We start from the raw sequence: 20518 nt of genomic DNA on the forward strand, positions 1-20518 counted from the left end.
ACGCGGGGCCCTCTGGTCTTTTGCTCAAAGATTGTTTAACTAAGGATTCATTTCACATAGGTGAACCGTTTACTTTAAGCCGCACATGGCCTTGAAAGTTCATGGATTTGAAATTTTAATGTCATCAAATCATCCAAGTTGTCAAATCTGTCATGTAATTTACTAAATCGTCGCAAAATGTTCTCAAGCAAGTGGAACTTAGCATCCAGTGGTCGGTAGGCTGAGCCGCAGTTCTTCCACTCGAAAGACTAACGAAGTATCCATGGGGACAATACCTCGAAATAAGAAGGGTGTGACAATGACCAGCACAATTTCACGCAGATCGATTCTCTCTCTTGCCGCCGTCACGGGCGGCCTTGCATTGACCGGTGCATCGTCTGCATTCGCGACCGAGACCAAAGCGACGATGACGCCGCAGGTCGACGAATCCGCACTACAAGAATTGCTCGACGGCGCAACGAACGGCTCTCCTCAGTCGTTACCGACCCTCCGTTCGCCCATGGCCCAGCCGAGGGCCCAGCAATTGGCGGCAACGACGTCGTTCGATTCCTTCGTCGCGCAATACGAAAACAAGTACATTGACGTTGACGGGTCCTACGGCGCACAGTGCTGGGACCTGTGGGAGCAATACTGCCGACTCGTCATTGGCTGCTCGGGAATCAGCACGCAGTATTCGAACTACCCGGGGTACGCGATTGGGTTGTGGGACGGATATGCGTCCAACGGCGCATCCACCTATTTCACCCAAGTCTCGGCATCGGCTGCGCCCCAGAAGGGCGATGTGGCCATTTGGAAGTTCGGCCAGGCCTACTACCCGTACTCCCATGTGGCAATCGTCCTTGGCGACGCCGGAACAAACCTCTATGTCTTCTCCCAGAACTCGAGTCCTGCCCTGGCGGGCAACCCGTATCCGGGACAGTCAACTGGCCCGTGCGTCAAGCAAAACCTGCCAAAGGCCGGACTTGCCGGTTACCTCCGGCCAAAGTCGGCAGTCGGCGGAGGCTCACAGAATGTCCTTGGAAGCGCCGATATCCTGGCTGTCGATGACACCGGCGTGCTGTGGAACTACCCTGCACGGGGCAACGGGACATTTCTTGACAAGGTCATGATTGGAAGCGGCTGGTCCGGCATGAAGACCGGCTGGACCGTGGACTTCAACGGCGACGGAGTCCTGGACCTGATCGTCCAGTGGGGCGATGGAAACATTCGCTACTACCCGGGCCGGGCAAGCGGAGGGTTTGGGGCGTACACCATCATCGGCCAGGGATGGGCCTCCTACATGATTACCCCGGCCAAGTGGCGCTCAAGCGACAAGTACCCCGGTCTCGTTGCCAAGGACTCCATCGGCGACCTGTACTACTACCCCAACCCTGCCGGAACCGGTCTTGACGGAACCCAGAGGGTCAAAATCGGCACGGGATGGGGCAGCCTGAGCATCACGTCGATGAATTTCAACTCGGACGCATTCCCCGACGTCCTTGCCGTGAACGCCGCCAGCGACCTCCTGCTCTACCCGGGAACGGGCACGGGCGGTTTCGGTGCAAGCTCCAAGGTTGGACAAGGATTCGCGTCCAAGGGGCTCCTCGCTTCAAAGGGCTTCATGGGTAGCGGCACCAAGGGCGTGATGATGCAGAGGTCTACCGGCGAACTCCGCTACTTCCCGTTGACGGCCGCCGGCGCCTTCCAAACGGCATCCGATGTCGGACACGGGTTCAGCACCTTCAAGCTCTTCAACACGCAGTAAGCAATTCCAGGGTGGTCGCTACGGCTTTCAACCCGTAGCGGCCACCCGCTAACCGTCATATTTTTGACGTCGTCGGCATCTGCGTGGGTGTGGATGGTGCGAAAAGGCCCCGCTGGGCTCCAGCGGGGCCTTTGTTGTCGGGCCTGACCGAACGGGCCGGCGTCGAACGTCCCTAAGGGAACAGCTAGATCCAGCTGGGCAGCCACATGTGCTGGCGCCAGTAGTCATACGGGATGGTCTCCGCGGCCCACAGCGGGTAGAAATAGGCGCTGAGGGCAACGGCCAGGATCACGAAGATCCCCGCGAACAAGGCGCCCTGCGCCCGGCGCCACGGCGGGCTGCCCACCTTGCCCATGATCATGCCCAGCACCATGGTGACGGCCAGGATCATGAAGGGTTCGTACGCGATGGCGTAGAAGAAGAAGATGGTGCGTTCCGGGTACAGCAGCCACGGGACGAAGCCGGCCGCGAAGCCCACCAGGATCGCCCCCGCGCGCCAGTCCCGCTTGAGGACCCATACGCCGATCAGGAACAGGATGGCCAGCGTGCCGCCCCACCAGATCAGCGGGTTGCCCAGGCTCGTGACCATGACGGCGCACTTGTCCACCGTGCACCCGTCCTGGCCCTTGGTGGGGTACTGGGCATAGAACGACGTGGGTCGGCCCATGACCAACCAAGACCACGCGTTGGCCTTGTAGGGGTGGTCGGAATCGAGCCCGGTATGGAAGTTGTAGGCGGTGAGGTGGTAATGCCACAGGGACCGCAGCGACCCCGGGATCCAGCCCCAGGTACTTGACGGGTTCGCCGCCGCCCAATTCCTGTCATAAGCGTCCTTGGACAGGAACCAGCCCGTCCACGTGGACAGATACGTCACGGCGGCCACCGGCACCATGCTGACGAACGCCAGGATCCCGTCCTTGAGGATGGAACCGCTGACCCAGTACTTGATGCCGGCAATGCGGCGGGCGCTCATGTCCCAGACCACTGTCATCAGGCCAAACGCCGCCAGGAAAAACAACCCGGACCACTTGGTGCCGATGCACAGGCCCAGCGAGATCCCCGCCACCAGGCGCCACCATCGGAAGCCCAGCCACGGCCCGTACAGCAACTCCTTGCCCGGGACCGTACCGCCCGGGGAGGCGAGCTTCGACAGGCGGGCGGCCAGCCGGCGTCGTCCGTCGTCACGGTCCATTAGGATCGCGCCAAAGGCCACGAGGGCCCAAAACATGACAAAGATGTCCAGCAGCGAGGTTCGGGACTGGACGATCGCGTGCCCGTCCACGGCAAAGAGGAGGCCCGCGACGGCGCCCAAGATGGTGGAGCGGAACATCTTCTGTGCAATCAACGCCACCAGGAAAATGGAAATGGTGCCCACCAGCGCGGCCGTGAACCGCCAGCCGAACGTGCTCGACGGGCCAAACAGCCACATGCCAAACGCGATCATCCACTTGCCCACCGGCGGGTGAACCACGTATTCCGGCGTGTTCTGCAGGCTCGTGAAGACACCCTTGTTAAAGAGGTCGTTGGCCTTGTCGGCCCAGTTGCGCTCGTAGCCGCTCTGCAGGTAGCTGTAGGCGTCCTTGATGTAGTAGGTCTCGTCAAACACGAGGGAGCCGGGCTGGCCCAGCCGGACGAACCTCAACAGCCCGCCAATCAACGCCGTCAGCGCCGGTGCCAGCCAGAACCACAGGCGCAGGCTGGCCGGGGTGGCGGAGAACGAGGCACGTGCGCCAACCAGCCGCGAATACAGGCTGCCCTGCGTGAATGCGATCACAGGGTCGCGGAGCCAGCGCGGGCCGGGAGCGGCATCGGTGATGGTGGCCGCGGCGCCGGAATCGGTGGCTACGGCCGCGGCGCTGCCCGGTTCGGGGCGGTCGGCGGGAGGGAGATCCGGGGCGGAAGCGGCGGAGTCCGTGGCGTTGGGTTGCACCCTGCCAATGCTACCCAGTGCGCCGCCGCAGCCATGGCCTACTACGCTGGTGTCATGGAAGATGACCTGGACCTGGATACCGCCGGCGCACAAACACCCCTCGAAACGGAGGAGCCGGAGTTGGAGCGCCTGCTGGCACCCGGCGTGGCCCCCGGCGAGGGCTTCATAGTCCTGGCGGCCACCCCCATCGGCAACATGGGCGACGCCACCACGCGGCTCATCACCTGGCTGGGCACCGCGGACGTCGTCGCCGCCGAAGACACCCGCCGCCTGCACCGCCTGGTCACCTCCCTGGACATCACCGTCACCGGGCGCATCGTCAGCTACCACGAGCACAACGAGGCCGCCAAGACTCCCGAGCTGCTCGCCCAGGTCCAGGACGGGAAGATCGTGCTCATGGTGACCGACGCCGGCATGCCGTCCGTCTCCGACCCCGGCTTCCGCTTGGTGGAGGCCGCCGTCGCCGCGGGCGTGCGCGTGACCGCAGCCCCCGGGCCGTCCGCCGTGCTGACCGCCCTGGCGCTGTCCGGGTTGCCCACCGACCGTTTCTGCTTTGAGGGCTTCCTGCCGCGCAAGTCGGGGGAGCGGGCCGCCCGGCTGCACGACCTCGCCACGGAAAAGCGCACCATGGTGTTCTTTGAGGCCCCGCACCGTCTCGAGGCCATGCTCCGCGCACTCCACACCGCCTTCGGCCCGGCCCGCGCCGGCGCCGTGTGCCGCGAGCTGACCAAGACGTACGAGGAAGTCATCCGCAAGCCGCTCTCCGGGCTGCTGGAATGGGCCGAGGCCGCCGACATCCGCGGCGAGATCGCCATCGTGGTGGCCGGCGCGCCGGACGCGGATCCGGGAACGCCGGAGGACCACGTGGCCGCCGTCAACGAACTCATCGGCCAGGGCATGCGCCTGAAGGAGGCCGTGGCGGTCATCGCGCACGACGTCCACGTCAGCAAGCGGGAACTCTACAGCGCGGTGCTGGCCGCCCGGGCCTAAATTCGGTTCATTCCTGCGCGGCGTTTGCCACGAACCGTCCGCCACTTTGAAAGTGGCGCGGAGTTCGATGGCAACTCAGCGCAGGACTCGGGGCCGGGCGGCGGTGATGGCGTTGTACAAGTGCACAGCAAATCCGTGTCCAGTAGTGCGCGCATGCGTAGACACTTTTACCGGTGGAGAACTACCGTGAACGTTAAAGCACCACAAGCGCCCGCACTGCCCCGCGCGCACCGCCGGGGATCGTGCCAACTGACATAGGAGTCATCATGACCGTGACCGCTGCCACCGAACTCTCCGAGCGTGAACTTGCCCTGTTGGCCGAAGTCCCCACCGGGCTGCTGATTGCGGGTGTTTGGCGCCCGGCCGCGTCCGGCAAGACGTTCGACGTCGAGGATCCGTCCACCGGCAAGGTCCTGTTGACGCTGGCCGACGCCGGCCCCGAGGACGGTGCCGCCGCCCTGGACGCCGCCGTCGCCGTCCAGGACGAATGGGCCGCCACCGCCCCGCGCGTCCGTGCCGAAATCCTGCGCCGCGCCTTCGACATGGTCATTGCCCGCGCCGACGACTTCGCCCTGCTGATGACTCTGGAAATGGGCAAGCCGCTGGCCGAGGCCCGCGGCGAGGTCACCTACGGCGCCGAGTTCCTGCGCTGGTTCTCCGAGGAAGCCGTGCGCTCCTTCGGCCGTTTCTCCAGCTCCCCGGAAGGCACCTCCCGTCTGCTGGTGCAGAAGAAGCCCGTGGGCCCGTGCCTGCTGATCACCCCGTGGAACTTCCCGCTGGCCATGGCCACGCGCAAGATCGCCCCCGCAGTCGCGGCCGGCTGCACCATGGTGCTCAAGCCCGCCAACCTGACCCCGCTGACCAGCCAGCTGTTCGCCCAGATCATGATGGATGCCGGCCTGCCCGCCGGAGTCCTGAACGTCATCGCCACGTCCACCGCCGGCGAGGTGACCGGTCCGTTGATCAAGGACAACCGCCTGCGCAAGCTTTCCTTCACCGGTTCCACCCCCGTTGGCCGCCGCCTGCTGGCCGACGCCTCCCAGAACGTGCTGCGCACCTCCATGGAGCTTGGCGGCAACGCCCCGTTCCTGGTGTTCGCGGACGCCGACCTTGACGCCGCAGTGGACGGCGCCATGGCCGCGAAGATGCGCAACATGGGCGAGGCCTGCACGGCCGCCAACCGTTTCATCGTCCAGGACACCGTGGCCGACGAGTTCGCCGCCAAGTTCGCCGTCAAGATGGCCGCCATGACCACCGGCCGCGGCACCGAGCCCGACACCAAGGTGGGCCCGCTGATCGATGCCAAGAGCCGCGACAAGGTCCACTCCCTTGTCTCGGATGCGCTGGCCGACGGCGCCAGTGCCGTCACCGGAGGGGCCCCCGTGGACGGCCCCGGCTACTTCTACCAGCCCACCGTCCTGAAGGGCGTGGAGCCCGGCGCCCGGATCCTCTCCGAGGAGATCTTCGGCCCGGTCGCCCCGATCGTGACCTTCAAGACCGAGGACGAGGCCGTGGCCCTGGCCAACGACACCGAATACGGCCTGGCCTCCTACGTGTTCACCCAGAACCTCAACCGCGGCCTGCGCATGGCCGACCGCCTCGAGGTTGGCATGATGGGCCTGAACGCCGGCGTCATCTCCAACGCGGCCGCACCGTTCGGCGGCGTCAAGCAGTCCGGCATGGGCCGCGAGGGCAGCGTCGAGGGCATCGCCGAATACCAGTACATCCAGTACATCGGCATGCCGTCCCCGCACAACGCGTAGGCAAATCAGTTGAGGGCCCAGATCTTCCCTTGGTGATCCGGGCCCTCAACTGTTTGTGGCGGGGATGATCTGGGCCCTCAACGGTGTGTGGGGTGATGCGTCGCCTTAGCGAAGGGTCCTGAAGAGCGACGCCGGCAGCACCGCGGCGCCCAGCCGCATCATGGCCGTGGCCCTCGAGTCGAAGCGGGCCCGCAGCCGCTCCACGGCGTCGGCGAGATCGTCCCGGCCGGCCGCCTCATCCGCAGCCGGCGGCCCGTACACGGCGCTCTCGTACGCCGAACGCACCAGGGCCAGTTCGGGGCTCTCATCGGGGCCCAGCAGCTCAGCCATCCGCGCGGCCTGGAGTGCAGGGGTCAGTGAGGGGTCGTGCCGGTAGCCGTAGTCAACGGCGTCGGCCACCAACTCCCGCCACGCCAGCATGGCCGGTCCGTCCCGGGGATCGAACGCCGCGCCGGATTTCCGCCGCGATACGCCCCGCACCAGCGCCAGGCGCCGGCGTCGGACGGCCATCCGGGTCAGGGCCGGCGCCACGAGGGCCAGCAACACGAGCACGGCCGCCAGGATCGAGGTGCCGATCCGGGCCGGCTTCGCGGTGGGCTCCACCTTCTTCTCCGGCGCCGCCGAGGCGGTGGCGGTTGCGCTCGGCGCGGCCGCAGCCGTTCCCGTGGCCCGGGAGTTGGAACCGTTCAGCTGGCCGTTGTTGCCCTGGCCGCCTCCCGGAGCCACGGCCGTCTGGGCGTAGGAGGGAACGTCCCCACGGGACGGCGTCGGCTCAAAAGGCACCCAGCCGAGTCCCTCAAAGAACAGTTCGGGCCAGGCATGGGCGTCACTGCCCTTGGCCTCATAGCCGGTCAGGGTCAGCCCGTCCAGATCGCCGGTCTCGCCCGTGGCCGTGCCGGGCGCAAAACCGACGGCGATGCGGGACGGGATGCCCACCTCCCGGGCAAAGACGGCCATGGTGGCCGAGAAATGCACACAGTACCCGGCCTTGACCTCCAGGAACTTCGCCAGCACGTCCATCCCCGATCCGTCATAGCCTTCCTTGACGGGGGTCTTCACGCTGTAGGTGAAGGCGCCCGAGCGCAGGTAGTCCTGGATGGCCATGGCACGGTCGTACGGGGTGCTCTTGCCGGCCGTGACCTGTTCGGCGGTCTTGGAGATGATGGAGGGGACGTTGTTGGGCAGCTTCGTATAGATGGAATCGAGGCCGTTGCCGGGTTTTTGCGTGGCGGCCTCCAGCAGTGCCGGGGTCAGCACCGGAAAATCGCTCTTGAGCACATAGTTCTGGTCCACCGTGGTGGCGTTGCCCGTGGCGTTGATGGTCTGGTTGGACGGGTCCCACGTCCACCGACCCCGCAGGGCCTCCACACTGGAGGCGGAGAGGACCGTGGGCAGCCAGGTGCTGGACAGCCCCACAATGGACACCGAGGTGGTGGTTTCCGTGTGCGGAACGGCCGAGTTCGGCCCAAAATCGGGGCTCAAGTTGCTCAGCGCCGCGCTCAGGTCCTTGGGGACGGCCGACGGTTTCCAGACCTTTCCGGAGAAGTCCTCCAGGGTGCTCATGCGCATGTACTGGGCGCCGCCGGCGTCGGTCAGGTACGTCATGGTGACCGTGCCCGATTGTGAGCGGAGGTCGTTGCCCAGCGAAATCATCGGATCCAGGCCGGACACGTCACCGCCCGTGCCGATCCGGGATCCTTGCGGAAACACGCCCTGGGTGAAGCCGGGGATCACCACGGGAAGCAGGGTCATCAACAGTACGACGGCGGCGCCCAGGGCCGCTGCCCTGCGCAGGGTTCCGCTGGGGGGCCGGTTGGCGGCCGGGCGCAGGATGCCGTCCGGGGCGTACCAGCGGCAGCAGCCCAGGATGAGCAGGTAGCCGATGGCGGCACCGGCAAAGCCCGTCGCGCCAACGCCGTCGGCCGTTGTCAGCGACGCCGGCAGCAGCACCAGGACGATCGCAATCCCGCTGACCGCCGGCAACGCCACGGTGATGGCCAGGGTGTCCAGCAGGATCGCCACGAAGCCGAGCCCGGCGCAGATGACAAAGATGATCCCGGTATCCAGCGGCACGGGCGTGCTGCTGACCATGATGGTGTCGGCGGCGTCGCCGGCCAGGGCGGCAGCCGCGTCCAGGGAGTGCGAGGACGGGATGACGCCCAGATAGGCGGTGCCGGCAAAGAACCCCAGCGTCAGGCCCATGATCAAGCCGACAATCGCCCCCACGGGAGCCCAAGGCGCCAGCCGCGGGTAGCGGCGCAGCAAGGCCGGCGGCAGCACGGTGAACGCCGTGACCAGGGCCGCGTGCGGGAACCAGCTGTTGTCCAGCAATACACCGTTCAGGCTCAGCGAGCTGGCCATCACGGCGCCAAAGATGACCAGGGCAAGCACCCACCGGGCCGGCCCGGTGGCGGGCGGGCCCAGGCTGTGCCGGATCGCTCCCCGCCAGCCGCCGGGGCCGTCGTCGTCGGACCCGCCGTGCATGGGTCGGGAGCCGGGGATGGTGCCGGTCATGGGATTCTCCGGGGGGTGCGCGGCAGGTGCGGGCCGCCGGTGGTCGGTGCGGGCAGCGGGGCGGGGGCGTCGACCTCGGACCAGGCCTGCAGCAGGGGAGTGTCGGGTGTTGCGGCGACAGCCTGCCAGCCGGCCCTGCGCAAAATGGCCAACGGCTCCTCCATGGCTGCCGGATCCGGGCAGACCACCAGAGCGTAGGCGCCCTCTGTGGCCTCGATGACGCCGGCCAGCATCATGGCGTCGGAGTGCGAGAGCATGCCGGTGACGGCAATGACGGGTCCCCGCCGGCGGGTCTGGATCAGCTTGTCGGCGAGCATGTCGGAAAGCACGGCCGCCGGCTCGCCCCGGCCGGGGGCCTGCTGGGGGGTGCGGAGCTCCAGCGCGGCCAGCGCCTGGGCCACCGCCAGGGTGCCCGACTGGCCGGCAAAGTCCTCCCTGTCCGGTTCCGGCGCGGAGCGGGAGGACCGGAAGCCCGGCAGCCCCTCCTCGTCCAGGACGCGCAGCGAATAGCTGCGCTCCACCAGGTGCGTGGCGATGGAAACGGCCGCCACCACGGCCCATTCAAAGGCGGGCGTGGTCAGGAGTGCGTCCGACCGGCCGCCCGGTTTGTGGACGCCGCCGTAGGCCCACAGCCGCTGGTCGAGTACCAGGGCCGCCTCGGGGGTCGTGACGGATTCCTCGGCGCGGACCATGAGTTTGCCCTGCCGCGCCGTGGCCGGCCAGTGGACCCGCCGCATGGGATCGCCGTGCCGGTACTCGCGCGTCATGATGTCGTCGTCGCTGGGGTTCGCCTGCTGGCGGGTGGTGCGCGAGCCGTCCTGGCCGCGCCCGCCGGTCAGCGACATTTCCGGCAGCACGACGGCGGCCGGGGCCACCGTGAGCGTGTCGCCGGCGTCGAGCTTGCGTTCGAGCAGGGCCACGTCGAACGGGTCGCCGAACTTGGCCGTCAACGGGCCCAGCGTGAGCACGCCGCGCCGGGTGGGGTGCAGTCGGTAGCTGTAACGGCTGATCCGGCTGCGCGGCGCCATGGGCTGGGGGTAGTCAAAACGGGGCACGTTAATAAGGTGTGCCGGGAGCTGTTCGGCCAGCCGGGCACGGGCGCCGCCGGGCGTGCTGCCCTGCACCTCCAGGGTGACGGTCGCCGTCGTGCCCGTTTCCACGAAGGCGGGGGAGCAGCTGCGCCGCACGGTGAAGCCCGGGGCAAACAGGTGCAGCCCGGCGCTCGCCAAAGGGGGCAGGGCCAGCAGGAACAGGGCCGCCACGAGCAGGTCGCGGCGGCCCAATACCTGGGCGAACAAGAGCGAAAGCAGGCCGGCGGCGATGAGAAGCCAGCCACGGGGACGGAAGAGCCTGGAGGGAATCGCGCTCATTGGCTAGCTGCCCCGGGGAACCTGCCGGGCCGCGCCACCGGTCCGGGAGGTGCCGGGCTGCGCCGGGACGGGAATCCGGGCCAGGGCGTCGGCAATGACGCCCGCAGCCGTGGTGCCCATGCTGGCGGCCTTGCGTTCCACGATCAGCCTGTGGGCCAGGACCGGCTCGGCCAGGTCCCGGATGTCGTCCGGCAGCACAAATCCGCGCCCGGCCAACGCCGCCGACGCCTTCGCCGCACGCAGCAGTTGCAGCAGTGCGCGCGGGCTGGCGCCGAGCCGCAGCTGGGCGCTGGACCGGGTGGCCTGCCCCAACGCCACCGTGTATTCCTTCACGGCCGAGGAAACATGCGTGGCCGCCACCACGTCCAGCATGGCGGCGACGTCGGCCGTGCCGGCCACCGCCCGCACGGCGTCCAGCGGGTTTGCCGACTGGTGGGTTTCCAGCATGGCCAGCTCCGCCGTCGTATCGGGGTAGCCCATGGAAATCCGGGCCATGAACCTGTCCCGTTGGGCCTCCGGAAGCGGGTAGGTGCCCTCCATCTCGATCGGGTTTTGCGTGGCGATCACCATGAACGGTTCGCGGAGCCCGTAGGACGTGCCGTCCACCGTGACCTGGTGCTCCTCCATGGACTCCAGCAGCGCGGCCTGGGTCTTGGCGCTGGCCCGGTTGATCTCGTCACCAATCACGAGGTTCGCGAAGATGGCGCCGGGCCGGAACTCAAAGGTCTGGGCGGCCTGGTTGTAGATGGATACGCCGGTGATGTCGCTGGGCAACAGGTCGGGGGTGAACTGGATGCGGCTGACCGTGCAGTCGAGAGTGCGGGCGAGCGTCTTGGCCAGGAGGGTCTTTCCCACCCCGGGCACGTCCTCCAGCAGCAGGTGGCCCCGGGCGAGCAGCACGGTCAAGGCCAAGGTCACGGCCTCTTCCTTGCCGTCAATGACGGTATTCATGGCGGCCATGATGCTGCGGCTGACCGTGGCGAAACGGTCCGCGTCCATACTGTGCCGGGTGCTGGAGGAATCTGCTGCCATAAGCGTCTCTCGCGGGTGCATGCCCAACCTTTCGAGTCCAAGTGGTGCCACGGAAGTGTTCGTCTGTGACCCACGCTACTAGTATGCGGCGAGAACGGAGGAACGTGACCGTTCCGGATGGGTAAAGTTGACTTTCATGTGCTCCACGGACATCCCCCGCCCCTACCGCCGCGACCCAATCGACGCCGAAAACACCGGTTCCGGGAAGGACGACGCCGGCACCTCGCGCCCGCGCTACGCCCCCGCGCCGCCGCCGTTGCCCGTTCCCGTGTACGACAACCACACGCACTTCGACTTCGATGATGCACCCGTGGCGCTCGCCGATGCACTTGACGCCGCCGAGGCCGTGGGCATTGCCGGCGCCGTACAGGTGGGCTGCGACCTGGAATCGTCCCGTTTCACCGTGGCCGCCGTGGACGCCGATCCGCGCGTGCTGGGCGCCGTCGCCATCCACCCCAACGACGCACCCGAGCTGGCCGGCGTCGGCGCCCTCGACGCCGCGCTCGCGGAAATTGACGCGATGGCCGCGCACCCGCGCATCAGGGCCATCGGGGAGACCGGGCTGGACTATTTCCGCACAGGCCCCGACGGTGTGGCGGACCAGAAATATTCCTTCCGCCGGCACATTGAAATCGCAAAAAAGCACTCGCTTGCCTTGCAGATCCACGACCGTGATGCGCACGCCGACGTGGTGGAGGTTTTGGCTGCCGAAGGCGCCCCGGAGACAGTGGTCTTTCACTGCTTCTCGGGGGATGCGGAACTGGCCAAAATTTGTAACGACAACGGCTGGTACATGTCGTTTTCGGGCACGTTGACGTTTAAGAATGCAAAGAATTTGCGCGAGGCCCTGGCGGTGGCCGATCCGGCGCTTCTGCTGGTGGAAACCGACGCACCATTCTTGACGCCGCATCCGCACCGCGGACGCCCGAATGCCAGCTATATGCTGCCCTACACGGTGCAAAGCATGGGTCAATTGATGGGCCGCGACCTGGCCGATTTGGGGTTGCTCCTGCGCAACAATACGGAGGCCGTTTACGGGTCCTGGGCGGTGTGATTAAGGCCCCTGACCGTTATCAAACCTTGTCTTGTTGATAACGGTTAGGTTACGCTGAAGGACTATTAGCCGTGGTCGGGGAAGGCCAACGGATGAATAGCTGCTGGATCCACCGTTCAATTGGGGTCCGGCAGAGACCGTTCGCGACGAACATTTTGCGGGACATTTGCCCAGGTACCACCCGGGCAAAAATGCCCCTGCCAAATGCTCCTCATTCCCCGTGCCCGGGTGCTCTAGTAGTTACGGGAACAAGTGACCTACCTCTTATCCGCCAATGGCAAGCTGAACGTCTTCAAGATTGCCGGCCAGGCTGCGGTCCTCATCGCCCTCGTGGCGGGAATCCTCACCTTCACCGGCGCCAACAAGTCAGTCACCCTCGTGGTGGATGGACAGGCATCATCAGTAACCACCTTTGGCGGGTCCGTGGCACAGGTCCTGGACAAGGCCCACGTCGCGGTTGGGACGGCCGACCAGGTCAGCCCCGCACTGGACACCATGGTCAGCAACGGCACGGCCATCACCGTCAACACCGCCAAGCACGTCACGGTCAACCTCGACGGCGCAGAGCACACGGTCACCACCACCTCGAACAAGATCAGCGGCCTGATCAACCAGCTGGGCATCGCCGCCAACGCCCGCGTCTCCGTTCCCGCGGACGCCCTCGTTGCCAGCTCCAGCGACATCAGCATCATCACCCCCAAGCAGGTCACCGTGGTCGCGGACGGCAAGAAGACCGTCAAGACCACCACCGCCCAGACCGTCTCCGACGTGCTGGCCGAATCCGGCCTGAAGCTGGGGAAGAACGACCTCGTCTCCGCCCCCAAGGTGGCCACCGTCGTCGAGAACATGGTGATCAAGGTTTCCCGCGTCAACACTGCCGGCACGGCTTCGGTGAAGTCCGCAGTGCCGTTCACCACAGTGCAGACCGTTGACCCGGCCATGTTCAAGGACCAGAAGAAGACCACCCGCGCCGGCGTGGCGGGTTCACTGGAAAAGCTGTTCCGCACCGTAACCGTTGACGGCAACGTGGTCAGCCGCACCGAAACCGGCACCAAGGTCCTCGCCGCGGCAGTCGACGCGCAGGTCACCGTGGGCGGCAAGGACCGTCCGGTAGCAACCCCCAAGCCCGCGGCAACCGCCACGGCCACGGCCGCCCCGTCCACCCCCGCAGCGGCCGCCAACACCGGTGCCGCAGCCCCGGCCATGGCCAACACCGGCATGTGGGACGCCATCGCCCAGTGCGAGTCCGGCGGAAACTGGGCCATCAACACCGGCAACGGCTACTACGGCGGACTCCAGTTCGACGTCCAGACCTGGATCGGCGCCGGCGGTGGCGCGTACGCCCCGAACGCCAGCCTCGCCACCAAGGCCCAGCAGATCGCCATCGCCAACAAGGTCTACGCCGAACGCGGCCTCGGCCCGTGGGGTTGCGCCGGCGCTGCCGGATAAGCAGCCACCTGGCACCCCTCGTTTTGCCCGCGCTCCCCGGAAGACTTTTACAGTCGCCGGGGAGCGCGTTCTTTAATAGCGGATACGATTGTGCAGTGACCTCGCCCCAACCCAGCCCCGCCACCCAGCCCCTTCTGGGCGCCACCGAAATCCGCCGCCTCGCGGAGGAAATCGGCGTGCGCCCCACCAAGACGCTGGGACAGAACTTTGTGATCGACGGCAACACAATCCGCCGGATCGTCGCCGCCGCCAACGTCGACCCCGCCGAAACCGTGCTGGAGGTGGGCCCCGGACTGGGCTCGCTGACGTTGGGGCTGCTGGACGCCGCCGCCCGCGTGGTGGCCGTGGAGATCGATCCCGTCCTGGCCGCAAAGCTGCCCTCCACCGTGGCCGCGTTCCGCCCGGAGAAGGCGGGCAACCTCGACGTCGTCCTCTCCGACGCGATGCGCGTGACCGAGCTGCCCGCCGAGCCAACAGCGCTGGTGGCCAACCTGCCGTACAACGTGGCCGTGCCCGTGGTGCTGCACCTGCTGGAGCACTTCCCGTCCCTCAAGCACGGGCTCGTCATGGTCCAGGACGAGGTGGCGGACCGCATGGTGGCCGGACCCGGTTCCAAGACGTACGGCGTGCCGTCAGTCAAGGGAGCCTGGTACTCGCAGATGCGCAAGGCCGGCGTGATCGGCATGAACGTGTTCTGGCCGGCACCGAAGATTTCCTCGGGACTCGTGGAGTTCACCCGCCGCGAACCCCCCGTCACCCGGGCCAGCCGCCAGGAAGTCTTTGCCGTGATCGACGCCGCCTTCGCCCAACGCCGCAAGACGCTGCGGGCCGCGCTGGCCGGTTGGGCCGGGGGAGCGGCGGAGGCCGAACGCTTCCTGCGCATTGCCGGGGTCGACCCGACTGCGCGCGGCGAAGTCATCGACGTGGCCGCCTACGCCCGCATCGCCGAAGCCAAACTCCCGTTGATGGCCTAGCCTTCATGGAACCGTTGAGCCCCCGCGACCGCGCAGGACGGCCTGCCCTGTCCAGTACCCCGGGCAGCCTGCTGGGCGAGGAATACGACTGGGCCGGCCGGCCCCGGCACGTGCGCGTCAAGGCCCCCGGCAAGATCAACGTCTCCTTCCGGGTGGGGCCGCTGCGCGAGGACGGCTACCACTCCGTGGCCAGCACGTACCTGGCCGTGTCGCTGTACGAGGAAGTCTCCGCGACCGCCAAGCCCGGCACCCCACCCGACGACGTCACCATCAGCGTCAGCGCCAACAGCACGCTGTCCCCGGAGCAGCTCGCCGGCATCCCGCTGGACGGGACCAACCTGGCGGTCCGTGCCGCCCGGCTCGTGGCCGACATCAGCGAGAATGCCTGTGGCGTGCACCTGGAAATCACCAAGCACGTCCCCATCGCCGGCGGCATGGGCGGCGGATCGGCCGACGCCGCCGCGGCACTCGTGGCCGCCGACGCGCTCTGGCACACGGGCCTCTCCCGGGAAGAGCTCTCCATTCTCGGCTCCGAACTGGGCGCCGACGTGCCGTTCGCGCTCCTGGGGGGCGCCGCCGTCGGACTTGGCATTGGGGACAAGCTCACCGCGGCCCTCGCGCCGGAACCGCTGCACTGGGTGCTGCTGCAATCGGAGTTCGGGCTGTCCACGCCGGTCGTGTTTGGCGCCCTGGATGCGCAGCGGGCCGGGAACGAGCCGGCCGCGCCGCGGCACGTCGATCCGCACATCCTGGCCGCCCTGCGGGCCGGGGATCCTCGCGGGCTGGCGCCGTTCCTCGCCAACGATCTCCAGGAGCCCGCAGTCTCCCTGGCACCCGGACTTGCCAAGCTGCTGGCCGCCGGGCTGGAACGTGGCGCACTCGCTGCCATGGTCTCGGGTTCCGGGCCCACCATCGCCCTGCTGGCCGAGGACGCCGAACACGCCCAATTCCTGGCCGAATCGCTGTCCGCCGCCGGGCACACGGCACAAGCCGTTGAGGGGCCCGTGCACGGGGCCCACCTGGTTTTTGACGCATGAATTCCTTAGTGCAAATTTTCCTTTTAATGAAAGTGGTTTGACGTGGCACACCTCCTTGGCGGAGAAAATCTCAGCATCGCCTTCGCGACGCGCACCGTTTTGGACGGCGTGACGGTAGGGCTTGAAGAGGGCGATCGGATCGGCATCGTGGGCCGCAACGGCGACGGCAAGTCGACCCTCATGCGCCTGCTCTCCGGGCGGCAAACCGCCGACTCCGGACGCGTGACCGTCCGCGGCGGCGTGCACGTGGGCTACCTTGACCAGTCCGACGTGCTCGACGGCGACCACACGGTGGGCTTCGCGATCGTTGGCGAGGCCGCCGACCACGAGTGGGCGTCCAACCCGAAGATCCGCGAAATCATGGGCGCCCTGGTGGGTGAGGTGGACTGGCACGCAAACGTCCACTCCCTCTCGGGCGGCCAGAAACGCCGCGTTGCCCTCGCCAAGCTGCTCATCGGCGACGACGACGTCATCATGCTTGACGAGCCCACCAACCACCTCGACGTGGAGGGCGTGGCCTGGCTGGCCAGGCACCTCAAGCAGCGGTGGCGGGCCAACGAAGGCGCGTTCGTCGTCGTGACCCACGACCGCTGGTTCCTCGATGAGGTGTGTACCCGCACCTGGGAGGTCCACGACGGCATCGTGGACCCGTTCGACGGCGGCTACGCGGCATACGTGCTGGCCCGGGCCGAGCGCGACCGGATGAACTCGGTCATCGAATCCAAGCGCGTGCAGCTCGTCAAGAAGGAGCTGGCGTGGCTGCGCCGCGGCGCCCCGGCCCGCACGGCCAAGCCGAAGTTCCGCATCGAGGCAGCCAACGAGCTCATTGCCGACGTCCCGGAACCGCGCGACACCGTTGCCCTGTCCAAGATGGCCACGGCCCGCCAGGGCAAGGACGTACTGGACCTAGAGAACGTCTCACTGAGTTACGGGGACGGTGCCAATTCAAAAGAGCTCTTCAACAACATCACCCTGCGCCTGGCGCCGGGGGAGCGGCTGGGCATCGTGGGCGTCAACGGCGCCGGCAAGACCACGCTGCTGCGCCTGCTCAACGGCGAAGTGGAGCCCACCTCCGGGCGGCTCAAGCGCGGCAAGACCGTGCAGACGGCCGTGCTGACCCAGGAGGTGCGCGAGCTGGACGACGTCATGAACCTGCGCGTCCTGGAGGTCATCGAGCGGGAGAAGCGCTCCTTCGACGTGGGCGGCAAGGACATGACGGCCGGGCAGCTCGTGGAGCAGCTGGGCTTCACCAAGGACAAGCAGTGGACGCCCGTGAAGGACCTCTCCGGTGGTGAGCGCCGCCGCCTGCAGTTGCTGCGCCTGCTGGTGGGGGAGCCGAACGTGCTCATGCTCGATGAGCCCACCAACGACCTCGACACGGACACCCTGGCGGCCGTGGAGGACGTGCTGGACGGCTGGCCCGGCACGCTCGTGGTGGTCTCGCACGACCGTTACCTGCTCGAACGCGTCACCGACCACCAGATGGCCCTCTTGGGCGACGGCAAGCTGCGCGGGCTGGTCAGGGGCGTGGACGAGTACCTGGAACTGCGCGAGGCGGCCATGGCGGCCAAGTCGGCCCCCGCCGCCGGTGCCGGGGGTTCCTCCGGACCTTCCGAGGGCCAGAAGCGCGAGGCCCGCAAGGTCCTGAACCGCCTGGAGCGCCAGCTGGGCAAGAACTCGGCGGCGGATGCCAAGATCCACGCGCAGATGGCCGCCAGTGTGGGCGACTACGACGCCCTCGCCGACCTCAATGCCAAGTTGGCCAAGCTCTCCGCCGAGCGCGAAGGCCTGGAGCTGGAATGGCTCGAGGCCTCCGAGGTCCTGGAGTAATCCGCGCCGAACCCGTGGCGGGTTTTGCGTAGGACAGTGTTCCACGCAAGACCCGCGGCGGGTTTGTCGCGGAACGTTTCGCGGCTGAATCCTCCACAGGGCAGCCCGGCCCGGCTCCCATCCACAACTACGACACCGGGGCTGCCGCGGCCCGCCAATGTGGCTCACGCTGGTGCCATGGGCACGTCAAAAAGCACGCAAAAGTTCCGCGCCGAAGCCGTCATCGCCGGTCTGGGCAAGGCGGTGCGGCAACGCGATCTGCTGAAACTTGGCGTGTCGACCCGGCAGATCCGCCTGGCCCTCGACGATGGCCGCATTGTTCGCGTTGCCCGCGGCTACTACGCGCTGCCCGGCGTGGAGGCACTCGAGATCTATTTGGCCCGGAACCAAGCCCGGCTCAGCTGCATGAGCAAAGTCGCGGAGCTGGGTCTGTGGCTTCTCAACGAACCGGCGGCACCCCACGTTGCCGCGGCGCACGGACACCCGATTCCCGGCTGTGTGGTGCACCGGGTCATGGGCGGGCAGACACTGCTTGACCTGCTGCGGCAGTGCGTCAAATGCGGCACCGAGCTCGAAGCCCTCGTCATCGTCGAATCTGCTGTGGTCAAAGGGAAATGCTCGATCGGAAGTTTACGGGAAGCCTTTACCGGGCGGGAGGATGCTGCGGGCCGGGCAATCCTGGATCTGATCGACCCGCAGTCAATGTCGATCGCCGAAACCTGCGGACGCTACCACCTGCGCAAGGCCGGCTACAACGTCCAGGGCCAGGCTTATGTCAAGGACGCGGGACACCTTGACCTGCTCGTGGAAGGCGTGCTCGGCGTCGAACTCGACGGCCGGGAGTTCCACGACACCGCCAGCGGGTGGGAAGAGGACCTGCGGCGCGACACCATGTTCGTGGTGAACGGCGTGTGGAGGCTGCGCATACCGGCGGCCGTGGCACTCTACAAACCCGAATTGATGCTCGCATGGGTGTCCCAGGCCCTCGCCGCGATCCGTTCCACGCAAAACCCGCCCGCAGTCCCGCGTGGAACGTGCCGGCGGCCGGAAATTGTGTGAACTTTGACACGTGCCGGGCGGGAAAATTGGCCGCGCCGGCGGGGCCAAGTCGCGAAATGCGCCCTCTCCGTGGCACACTATATTCTCGTGAGTCTCCCATAGGGGCAAGGCCTCACATTCCGCTCTGGTGTAATGGCAGCACCCCAGCCTTTGGAGCTGTGGAGTATAGGTTCGAGTCCTATGGGCGGAACACCCTGATCTGAAGTACATGCCGTGAACGGGTACCATGGACTTGTTTCCAATTGCGTACGTTTGATCACGGACCATGGTCCGGGTAGGAGTGCCACTTAGTGAGCCCCCAAGACACCAAACCATTCAATCCTGCCGCCGTAATCGTGCTGGCCGCCGGTGCCGGCACCCGGATGAAGTCTCGGCTACCCAAGATCCTGCACCCCATTGGCGGGGTGTCCATGGTGGGTCACGCACTTGCTGCGGCGCAGGGCCTGAACCCGGAACGGCTTGCCGTGGTGGTCAGGTTTGAACGGGACATCGTGGCCGCGCACATCGCCGCATTGGATGCCACCGCGCTCATTGTTGACCAGGACGACGTCCCCGGCACCGGCCGCGCAGTGCAGGTGGCCCTGGACGCCCTCGACGCCACCGCCCCCGTGGATGGCACCGTTGTCGTCACCTACGGCGACGTACCCCTGCTGACCACCGAGCTCCTCACCGAACTCGTGGCCACCCACGAAACCGACAACAACGCCGTCACCGTGTTGACCGCCGTGCTCGACGACGCCGCCGGTTACGGCCGCATCCTCCGCCACGCCACCGACGGCACCGTCCTGGGCATCCGCGAACACAAGGACGCCAGCGACGCCGAACGCGAAATCCGCGAGATCAACTCCGGCATCTACGCCTTTGACGCCAAGGTGCTCCGCGACGCGTTGAAGCATGTCACCACGGACAACAACCAGGGCGAAATGTACCTGACCGACGTCCTGGGCCTCGCCCGGAACGAAGGCGGCCGCGTTGCCGCCGTCGTCACCACCGACCGCTGGCAGGTTGAGGGCGCCAACGACCGCGTCCAGCTCGCCACCCTCGGCGCCGAACACAACCGCCGGATCGTCGAAGGCTGGATGCGCGCCGGCGTCAGCATCGTCGACCCCGCCACCACCTGGATCGACTCCACGGTGGTCCTCGACGAAGACGTCACGATCCTGCCCGGCACCCAGCTGCACGGCACCACCACGGTGGCGCGCGACGCCGTCGTCGGCCCCGACTCGACGCTCATGAACGTGCAGATCGCCGAAGGCGCCGAAGTGACCCGCACGCACGGCTCCGGTGCCGTAATCGGCGCGGGCGCCCATGTCGGCCCGTTCACCTACCTGCGCCCCGGCACCGTCCTGGGCGCGGACGGCAAGATCGGCGCGTTCTACGAAACCAAGAACGTCACGATCGGCCGCGGCTCCAAGCTCAGCCACCTCGGCTACGCCGGCGACGCCGAAATCGGCGAGGACACCAACATCGGCTGCGGCAACATCACCGCCAACTTCGACGGCGTCAACAAGCACCGCACGGTGATCGGCTCGGGCGTGCGCACGGGCTCCAACACAGTATTCGTGGCACCCGTGACCGTGGGGGACGGTGCATTCACGGGTGCAGGCGCCATTGTGCGCAAGGACGTCCCGGCCGGGGCACTGACCCTTTCCGTGGCACCGCAGCGCAACGCGAACGGCTGGACCGTGGCGAACCGCCCCGGCAGCGTGCCCGCAAAGGCCGCCGAAAATGCCGAAAACTCCTAAGACTTCTCACCTACCGTCCCCCCTGCG

At 67.0% G+C, this 20518-nt stretch carries 14 protein-coding genes and 1 tRNA gene; 11 read left to right on the plus strand and 4 right to left on the minus strand.

What is annotated here, in order from left to right; all coding sequences use genetic code 11:
- Positions 1-298 precede the first annotated feature (298 nt).
- Complete coding sequence (locus AL755_RS05950) at positions 299-1744, plus strand: CHAP domain-containing protein (protein WP_160318864.1); 1446 nt, start codon at positions 299-301, stop codon at positions 1742-1744.
- Between the two features lie 184 nt (positions 1745-1928).
- Here AL755_RS05950 and AL755_RS05955 read toward each other — a convergent pair whose 3' ends face one another.
- Positions 1929-3674, minus strand: a complete 1746-nt coding sequence (locus AL755_RS05955) for a dolichyl-phosphate-mannose--protein mannosyltransferase (protein WP_054010221.1) — start codon at positions 3672-3674, stop codon at positions 1929-1931.
- 54 nt (positions 3675-3728) lie between these two features.
- Between AL755_RS05955 and rsmI the strand changes: the two genes are divergently transcribed.
- Positions 3729-4664 carry a 16S rRNA (cytidine(1402)-2'-O)-methyltransferase gene (rsmI, locus tag AL755_RS05960; protein WP_082369521.1) on the plus strand — a complete coding sequence of 312 codons (936 nt, stop codon included), beginning with the start codon at positions 3729-3731 and terminating at the stop codon, positions 4662-4664.
- A 266-nt stretch (positions 4665-4930) separates the two neighbouring features.
- Positions 4931-6427 carry an NAD-dependent succinate-semialdehyde dehydrogenase gene (locus AL755_RS05965; RefSeq protein ID WP_054010222.1) on the plus strand — a complete coding sequence of 499 codons (1497 nt, stop codon included), beginning with the start codon at positions 4931-4933 and terminating at the stop codon, positions 6425-6427.
- 105 nt (positions 6428-6532) lie between these two features.
- Here the strand turns inward: AL755_RS05965 and AL755_RS05970 are convergent, their stop codons facing one another.
- The 3 genes from AL755_RS05970 to AL755_RS05980 are packed head-to-tail and all read right to left on the minus strand — an operon-like array spanning position 6533 to position 11343.
- A complete protein-coding gene (locus AL755_RS05970) occupies positions 6533-8941 on the minus strand; it encodes a transglutaminase TgpA family protein (protein WP_054010223.1) in 2409 nt (802 codons plus the stop codon).
- Positions 8938-10311, minus strand: coding sequence for a DUF58 domain-containing protein (locus AL755_RS05975; protein WP_054010224.1), 1374 nt, complete (start codon positions 10309-10311; stop codon positions 8938-8940). The genes AL755_RS05970 and AL755_RS05975 overlap by 4 nt, the downstream gene beginning before the upstream one ends.
- Positions 10312-10314: 3 nt before the next feature.
- Positions 10315-11343 carry an AAA family ATPase gene (locus AL755_RS05980; protein WP_237762603.1) on the minus strand — a complete coding sequence of 343 codons (1029 nt, stop codon included), beginning with the start codon at positions 11341-11343 and terminating at the stop codon, positions 10315-10317.
- A gap of 136 nt (positions 11344-11479) precedes the next feature.
- Here AL755_RS05980 and AL755_RS05985 point away from each other — a divergent pair, with 136 nt between their 5' ends.
- The 8 genes from AL755_RS05985 (at position 11480) to glmU (ending at position 20491) form a co-directional block, all read left to right on the plus strand.
- Positions 11480-12397, plus strand: a complete 918-nt coding sequence (locus AL755_RS05985) for a TatD family hydrolase (RefSeq protein ID WP_054010225.1) — start codon at positions 11480-11482, stop codon at positions 12395-12397.
- Between the two features lie 252 nt (positions 12398-12649).
- Complete coding sequence (locus tag AL755_RS05990; RefSeq protein ID WP_054010226.1) at positions 12650-13846, plus strand: resuscitation-promoting factor; 1197 nt, start codon at positions 12650-12652, stop codon at positions 13844-13846.
- 95 nt (positions 13847-13941) lie between these two features.
- Positions 13942-14820, plus strand: coding sequence for a 16S rRNA (adenine(1518)-N(6)/adenine(1519)-N(6))-dimethyltransferase RsmA (rsmA, locus tag AL755_RS05995; protein ID WP_054010227.1), 879 nt, complete (start codon positions 13942-13944; stop codon positions 14818-14820).
- Positions 14821-14825: 5 nt separating this feature from the next.
- Entirely contained in the window at positions 14826-15857 is a 1032-nt protein-coding gene (locus AL755_RS06000; RefSeq protein WP_192841653.1) for a 4-(cytidine 5'-diphospho)-2-C-methyl-D-erythritol kinase, read from the plus strand.
- A gap of 42 nt (positions 15858-15899) precedes the next feature.
- Entirely contained in the window at positions 15900-17687 is a 1788-nt protein-coding gene (locus AL755_RS06005) for an ABC-F family ATP-binding cassette domain-containing protein (protein ID WP_054010229.1), read from the plus strand.
- Between the two features lie 177 nt (positions 17688-17864).
- Positions 17865-18746 (plus strand): type IV toxin-antitoxin system AbiEi family antitoxin domain-containing protein, encoded by an 882-nt coding sequence (locus AL755_RS06010; protein ID WP_054010230.1) that lies wholly within the window; start codon positions 17865-17867, stop codon positions 18744-18746.
- 118 nt (positions 18747-18864) lie between these two features.
- A tRNA-Gln gene (locus tag AL755_RS06015) sits at positions 18865-18936 on the plus strand.
- Between the two features lie 100 nt (positions 18937-19036).
- Positions 19037-20491 (plus strand): bifunctional UDP-N-acetylglucosamine diphosphorylase/glucosamine-1-phosphate N-acetyltransferase GlmU, encoded by a 1455-nt coding sequence (gene glmU, locus AL755_RS06020; RefSeq protein ID WP_054010231.1) that lies wholly within the window; start codon positions 19037-19039, stop codon positions 20489-20491.
- The last annotated feature ends 27 nt before the right edge of the window (positions 20492-20518 follow it).

Origin of the sequence: Arthrobacter sp. ERGS1:01, assembly GCF_001281315.1 — a bacterium.
Lineage (GTDB): Bacteria > Actinomycetota > Actinomycetes > Actinomycetales > Micrococcaceae > Specibacter.

Bases quoted from the DNA above. Each gene is read 5' to 3' on its own strand.
- AL755_RS05985 (WP_054010225.1), top strand. From the start codon at position 11,480: ATGTGCTCCACGGACATCCCCCGCCCCTACCGCCGCGACCCAATCGAC.
- AL755_RS06000 (WP_192841653.1), top strand. From the start codon at position 14,826: ATGGAACCGTTGAGCCCCCGCGACCGCGCAGGACGGCCTGCCCTGTCC.
- AL755_RS05950 (WP_160318864.1), top strand. From the start codon at position 299: ATGACCAGCACAATTTCACGCAGATCGATTCTCTCTCTTGCCGCCGTC.
- AL755_RS05980 (WP_237762603.1), bottom strand. From the start codon at position 11,343: ATGGCAGCAGATTCCTCCAGCACCCGGCACAGTATGGACGCGGACCGT.
- AL755_RS05975 (WP_054010224.1), bottom strand. From the start codon at position 10,311: ATGAGCGCGATTCCCTCCAGGCTCTTCCGTCCCCGTGGCTGGCTTCTC.
- AL755_RS05965 (WP_054010222.1), top strand. From the start codon at position 4,931: ATGACCGTGACCGCTGCCACCGAACTCTCCGAGCGTGAACTTGCCCTG.
- rsmI (WP_082369521.1), top strand. From the start codon at position 3,729: ATGGAAGATGACCTGGACCTGGATACCGCCGGCGCACAAACACCCCTC.
- AL755_RS05970 (WP_054010223.1), bottom strand. From the start codon at position 8,941: ATGACCGGCACCATCCCCGGCTCCCGACCCATGCACGGCGGGTCCGAC.
- AL755_RS06010 (WP_054010230.1), top strand. From the start codon at position 17,865: ATGGGCACGTCAAAAAGCACGCAAAAGTTCCGCGCCGAAGCCGTCATC.